The 6,355-nt window shown below is 60.5% G+C and carries 5 protein-coding genes; all 5 read right to left on the bottom strand.

The features are described from left to right. Window positions 1-559: 559 nt before the first annotated feature. The 5 genes from J2X98_RS17810 to J2X98_RS17790 all read right to left on the bottom strand — a co-directional run bounded on the left by J2X98_RS17810 (window position 560) and on the right by J2X98_RS17790 (window position 6,308). Window positions 560-1,948: an MFS transporter gene (locus tag J2X98_RS17810; RefSeq protein ID WP_307310882.1), complete on the bottom strand. Its 1,389-nt coding sequence runs from the start codon at window positions 1,946-1,948 to the stop codon at window positions 560-562. 98 nt (window positions 1,949-2,046) lie between these two features. Continuing rightward, on the bottom strand, window positions 2,047-2,730 hold the full coding sequence (locus J2X98_RS17805) for a TetR/AcrR family transcriptional regulator (RefSeq protein ID WP_307310879.1): 684 nt from the start codon (window positions 2,728-2,730) through the stop codon (window positions 2,047-2,049). A 48-nt stretch (window positions 2,731-2,778) separates the two neighbouring features. Next, window positions 2,779-3,855 carry an Ldh family oxidoreductase gene (locus J2X98_RS17800; protein WP_307310877.1) on the bottom strand — a complete coding sequence of 359 codons (1,077 nt, stop codon included), beginning with the start codon at window positions 3,853-3,855 and terminating at the stop codon, window positions 2,779-2,781. Between the two features lie 14 nt (window positions 3,856-3,869). Further along, window positions 3,870-5,426 (bottom strand): flavin-containing monooxygenase, encoded by a 1,557-nt coding sequence (locus tag J2X98_RS17795; protein ID WP_307310874.1) that lies wholly within the window; start codon window positions 5,424-5,426, stop codon window positions 3,870-3,872. 27 nt (window positions 5,427-5,453) lie between these two features. After that, the gene (locus J2X98_RS17790) at window positions 5,454-6,308 is read right to left on the bottom strand and encodes an alpha/beta fold hydrolase (protein WP_307310872.1); all 855 of its coding nucleotides are present in this window, start codon (window positions 6,306-6,308) and stop codon (window positions 5,454-5,456) included. Window positions 6,309-6,355: the final 47 nt, after the last annotated feature.

Raw genomic sequence — 6,355 nt, 5'->3', positions numbered from 1 at the left:
AATTTGGGACCACTGCCCGTCAGTCAAAACAGAAGTACGAGACACCCATCAAGCATCTCGGATAAAGAGCCTGAGATTTAGGAGACACGCCCTAGCGATCTATAGAACCGTCAACCATAAGCTCCGCATTCTTCGCCGCAGCGCTGGCAGCAATCACTTCGACTCTGAGTGCTTCACGCCCGAATGCCACATCGATGATTTGCAGCAGTGGGCTTCCAAAGGCTTCATATGCACGCAAGGATGGCTTCTCCCTGCGTCCCACTCTTGCCGGGAAAAGCTTTTCAGCCCTTCTGTCGGTGATGGTGGGAAAGTGAGCCAATTCGCCGCCGGTTATAGGTGTTGATCGTGGTGATCAGCCAGGTCACTCGGACACCCGGTTTTTGGTGAGGACTTGACAACATCCGCGTCCGTCGTAAGTCACGGACCGGCAGAGGTCTTCAAACCGCGGTCGCCGCATTCGTGCCTGCCGGCCGCCCCCGGGCGACTTTTAGCAGAACTCTACGGTTTGATCCCGGTTTGCCTACCTGGCTGCCTCACGTCGTGAAACCCATGAAGGAGATTAACGTCTGGCAGTGGCACGTTGTCCGGTCGACCAAACAAAAATGAACGCGGTGGTGACCCCGAATGCGACTCCCGCGAAGGAAAGCAGCGGGTTCTCCCCGGGCGGAAAGGCTGCGATCCAGGCATAGGCTACCGCCATGCCGGCGAATTTGAGCATGTTGTGAATTCCGATCCCTAACCCGGATCCTCCGGAAGGCGATGCTGCAAGCGTCTCTGCCGACATGCTTTGAACGACTGAAATTCCGAATCCGGCAAGGGTGAGCAAAAGAGCCGCGGTCACGACGATCGCCTCCGGTGCCGGCAGAAGATACACCACTCCCATGCCGATTGCAGCGACAATGTTAGCCAGCAGACCGAGTCTCACTACCCCGTTGACTGTCAGCCGGCGGCACAGAACGCCCGCCAGTGGACCGCCCAGGCTCATGGCAATCGCAAGGCAACACAGTACGGCGCCGATGACATCCGGTCGGGTGTCAAGATGTGCCGACAGGAACAATGGTGTGGCTACAAGGAAAGATCCCATCGCAAACATCCCCGCCGCCGCCCCGGCTGCACTTCCGGCAAATCGGCGATCAATCAGGTGGCGAGGGTCGATGAGCGTATCCGGTTTTTGACGGGCCACCCACACGAAGCCCACGAGCAGCACGCTGCCCAGGAGCCCGCTGATTATCGCTGAAGATGACAACGTCCGCTGAGCAAACAGCGTGAAGCCGACGACGACTCCTGCGGCTCCCGCTACCAACAAAAACAGGCCAGCAATATTTGTCCGGACCGTCCGGTCTATAACTGCCGGCAACGTCGCAAGGAGCAGGCACAGCATCAAGGCGCATAACAGCGAGTGGACGAGGAACACGGCCCGCCACCCCAGCGTCTGGCTAATGGCCCCGCCGGCCAGAGGTCCCAGAACCTGACCGACGCCCAAGGCCGAAGCCCACAACGCGAGCGAGCGTCTCCGCAAAGAGGGCCAGATGACGATTAGCGATTTCTGCACTCCCGGGGCGATGAAGCTCGTGGCCAGTCCCTGCACGGCACGTACCGAAACGAGCATGCCCACTGTGTCTGTCATGAAACCCATGACGTCTGCGGCGACCATCAACGCGAAAGCCCACAGCAGCATACGCCGGTTACCGAACCGGTCGCAGCACCATCCGGCGACCGGGACTGCGATGGTCAGCACGACAGTGAAGGCGCTGACCATCAGGACTATCTCAGCGACGGTGGAGGAAAGTTCCGCCCTGATGATCCCCAGAGGCGCGTTGAGGATGTTGCTGGATAAGGTCGCCAGCGTCGAGGATCCCAGCAGCCCCCAATATGCAAGCTTGGTGGGCTTATCGGCGAGCAGCCGCAGAGGTTTCGTTAGGCGCCATGTGCCCTCTTGCCTGCTCACGGCCCACCCTGACGGGGCGGCTTGAACCGCTTCAAGGACCGAGTTTGGCTCGGAGGAAAGTCACGACTCGTCATTGCTGACAGAGACCCGGCCAGGGCTTAGGCTGCATGAATTATCAGCGGAGACAACTGCACCGACAACCGGGCGCTTGTCCTGTCCCAAATAGTCTGCGGAGTAAAGCCTCGGACCGGTGTGCGGTCAATCTCGTGGATAAAAATACCGTGGCAGTTTTGGGCGACGAGGTAGGGATCGACATTCGCGACAAGGGCCCCGTGGCTTTGACCTTCGGCAAGGATAGCTCCGACCATGCGGATCGACCGGTCCCCCTGGGCGATGTTCCGTGCTCCGGTCACGCTGCCGACCTGGAAACCTTCCCGCATATAGAGCGCGGCGTTATCAGGATTACGCCGGTAGAACTCGCAGCGGGCACGGTAGATGCTGTAGATACGGTTGCAGTATGCCTCCCCGTCGTCACGCCTCAGGGATCCGGAGGATGCCAGCACGGCATCCTCCCTCTCGATCTTGGTCAGTATGGCGTCCATCTGATCTCCGTACACCATCATCAGGAGTTCGCGTTTGCTCCCGATGTAGCGGAACAGCGTTGCTTCACCGATTCCCGCGAGTTCCGCGACCTCCCTGGTGGTGATTTTTTCGATGCTCCGTTCGCTGAGGAGCTGCTCGGCGGCCGCCCTGATCCGCTCGGCCTTGCCCAGTTTGGACCGTTCCCGAAGGCTCAGCTGCTGCTTCTTGCCAATCACCGATGTTAATTGCTTTTGGCTCACGAGTGCTGCCCCTTTGAGAGTCTGATCCGAAACATTCAACCCAGTAAATCAGAACCCGCCCGGGGAGGCTATCGACTCGGGGACCTTGGGGCTGGGGCTGCCGAGTGAGCGCTCCAGGTTTACGAGTTCTTCGGCGACGGCTGCGTCGATGAAGACCTTGCCTTCTCCGGCCGATTCGCGGGTGTTCAACTCGGGCTCGCCGGGAGTGAACAAGGCGTTGACACCGGGTGCGCGGCGGGAGGTGCGCACCCGATCAGCCATGGTGGCCACCTGATGGCGGAATTCGTCCGGGTCCGTGAAGGCCCCGATATTCAGTGCCAGGAAGAAGTGGGAACAGTCGTTGGGTTTTTCGGGCCCGGTATACAGGCCTTGAACCCCTCCACCCCATGTGCCGCCGCCGAGTATTCCGGTGAGGACATCCACCATCATGGCCAGGCCAAAGCCCTTGGGGCCGCCCATGGGAAGCAAGAGTCCGCGGATCGCTTCGGCGGGGTCGGTTGTCGAGGATCCGTCCGGCCCTGTCGCCCAGGATTCCGGGATGCGGGTCCCGTTCTGCTCAGCTGATTTGATTTTACCGAATGCCGCTTCTGAGAGGGCCATGTCAAGAACGAGGTGGAGTCCGTCGGCGCTCGGCGCGCCGATGGCCAGCGGATTGTTGCCGACGACGGCTTCTGCGCCGCCGATGGCGGCCATGAGCGGGCGCGTGTTTGCAGCGGCTATGCCGACGTAGCCGGCGTTCGCTGCCTGCAGCACGTACCGGGATGCGGCCCCGAAGTGAAAGCCGTGTCTGACTGAGACGGCACCCACGCCGAACGTCCCAGCTTTCTCCATGGCCAGCGCCATCGCCTGGTCAGACGTCAGCGAACCGAGGGCGTGCCGGGCATCCAGTACACAAACCGCGCCCTGCTCCCGCACCACCTCCGCCCGCTCATACTGAGAGACTGAGCCGGCGCGGATGCGCTCAACGTACATAGGTACCCGCATCGTGCCGTGGGACCGAACACCGCGGAGGTCCGCCTCCACCAGCGAATCGGTGACGCTTGCCGCCGAAGCCGGGGAGTAGCCCAGCGAGCCGAAGATGCGCTCGACCATCGACCGAAGCCAGGACTCCTGAACTGAAACCATGTCTGCGGACATGGTCATCGTCCGCCGGCGAACATCGGCTGGCCTTGGTTTGCATGGGTCTTCACAACGTAAGCGGCATCCTTGAAGGTCCCGTTTTCCTTCCGGAATTGGCTCATGAAGTCCGGCCAAAGCGTGGTCAGCCGGCCGTTCCGGGGGTCCACGTACCAGCTTTCGCAGCCGCCCGATAGCCAGACGGTGCCTTGGGCTCGTTCATCAATGGTTTTTACGTACTCTTCCTCAGCCTCGGCGGTTACCTCGAGGGAAGAAACGGAGTTCTCCCGCATGTATTTTAGGGCCCCCGCTATGTAGGAAATCTGTGTTTCGGCCATATAGATGATCGATCCTGCGCCCAGGCCGGTGTTCGGTCCAAGCATCACAAAAAGGTTTGGAAAGCCGCTGACCGTGGTGCACGCGTAGGCCTGTCCGCCGTTGCTCCAATGCTCTGCGAGTGAGGCGCCGGATTTGCCGTAGATCCGGTGGGAAATGGGAAGGTCGCTTGCCTCGAATCCGGTGCTGAGGATGAGGACGTCCAGCTCGTGGCGTTCGCCGGTGCTGGTGATGACGGCGTTCCCTTCAATGTGGCTGATTCCGTCCGTCTCCAAGGTGACGTTGGGTCGGCCCAGGGCGGGGTAGTAATCGTTGGATATCAGGATCCGCTTGCAGCCGATTGCGTAGTCCGGGGTGAGCTGTTTGTACAGGACCGGGTCCGTAACCTGGGTTTTGCGGTGGTTGTCGGCGACTTCGGTGATCTGGTCGATGAAAGCAGGGACGCCCCTGCGCTGGGGGAACCGGGCCTCGTTGCCCCAGAAAAGCTCATCCCTGATCGCCTGTGCAGTGTGGGGAAACTTGCGGAACATTCCGCGCTCGGCGTCGGTATAGAAGTAGTCCAAGCGGGGTATGACGTATGGGGCGGAGCGCTGAAAGACTGTCAGATGAGTGGCAGTTTCCGCGATTTCCGGAACGATCTGGATCGCGGATGCGCCTGACCCGACCACTCCGATGCGTTTGCCCTCCAGCTCGACACTGTGGTCCCACTGCGCCGAATGGAAGATCTCGCCTGTGAAACCGTCTATTCCCTTGATGTTGGGGAATTTTGGATCCGAGAGGTGGCCGGACGCCGTGATCAGGGACTTACCGGCGAAGGTTCCCCGTGGTGTGGAGACGATCCAGCGTTCCTGGGTTTCGTCCCAGCGGGCGTCCAGCACTTCAGCCCCAAAACGGATATGCGGGATGAGTCCTTCTTCGCGGGCGGCAGCCTGCAGATACTGAAGAATTTCGGGCTGGGTGGCGTAGACCCGCGACCAGTCCGGGTTGGGGCGAAAGGAGTACGAATACAGATGTGACTGAATGTCGCACGCCGCGCCCGGATAGGTGTTATCACGCCAGGTCCCGCCGACATCGGCAGCGCGCTCAAGCATGACGAACGACTTGTTATTCTCACGAACCAGTTGAATGCCCATGCCAAGGCCGGAGAAACCGGTGCCGATGATGATCACATCGACGTTGTTCAATGGATCATTTTCGTGGCTGCGGCCGGCTTCGGAAGTTACTGCGGTGTCAGGCGTTGTCATCGGTAGTCCTCGTTTCTGTGATTCTGCTTACGCGTGGACGGGAGCCAGCACGGCCCCGGCATCATCGGAAGCATGTCCTTGGACGAAATTGTCGATCCGGGTGAAAAGTTCGGCGGGCCGCTCATGGACCACTGCGTGGCCGCTGGAAATTTCGACAAAGCGCGAGTCATCAATCGCACCGAACAGCGCGTGGCTGTGCCGAATGGGTGCCATCTGGTCATCGGAGCATCCGATGACCAGCGTCCGTGCCCGGACAGCTGAGAGTTTGGCGGATATATCCACGGTTCTGTTGACGCGCATCTTGCGCGCCCGGCTGGGGCCTGCCTTAATGCCTGCAATGAGCTTTTGGAGTTCGGCCGGCGGGCGTGTGGCCACGAAGCGGGAGCTGAAGGCGGTGAGGAGCATGAACTCTGCCAATGCCGCGGATTGCGAATCGTGGAGCTGCTGCCAGACGGAGTTTCGCAGTTTCTGCTGCTCGTCCGTCTTCATCCACCCCGCGACCAGGACAAGGTTCCGGACCAGTTCGGGCTGTTCGGCTGCCACCAGGGCAGCGACGACGGCCCCAAGGGAATAGCCCACCAGCGTCACCGGCCTGCCCGGCGAAAGTTTGTTGATAACTGCTGATGCCTGACTGACAAAGTGGTCCAGGGCCAGCGGCCCGGATTCTTCCGGAATTTCGTCGACGAAATCGAGGGCGATCACGCGGTGCCGGAACGACAACATAGGCAGCAGGGCCGCGAAGTTGTTTTCCGCGCTTCCTCCTGTCCCGTGGAGCAGGACGATGGGCGCCCCACCGCCGGGCTTCTCGCCCGAGTCGTAATACTTGACCTCCACACCGTCAGCTCTGACGGTGCCCTCCGTTATGCCCGGATAAAAACTCACGCTGCTTCCTTTCACCACGCGCTGCGGGACCATCTAAACTTTTGATA

The sequence above is a fragment of the Pseudarthrobacter enclensis genome, from assembly GCF_030811655.1.
Classification (GTDB): Bacteria; Actinomycetota; Actinomycetes; order Actinomycetales; family Micrococcaceae; genus Arthrobacter; species Arthrobacter enclensis_A.
Note: the sequence above shows the minus strand (reverse complement) of the source record. Positions and strands in the feature narration are given on the sequence as shown.

What these genes read in the sequence shown, in the direction of transcription:
- J2X98_RS17795 (WP_307310874.1), bottom strand. Translation starts at nt 5,426, where the DNA reads ATGACAACGCCTGACACCGCAGTAACTTCCGAAGCCGGCCGCAGCCAC.
- J2X98_RS17800 (WP_307310877.1), bottom strand. Translation starts at nt 3,855, where the DNA reads ATGGTTTCAGTTCAGGAGTCCTGGCTTCGGTCGATGGTCGAGCGCATC.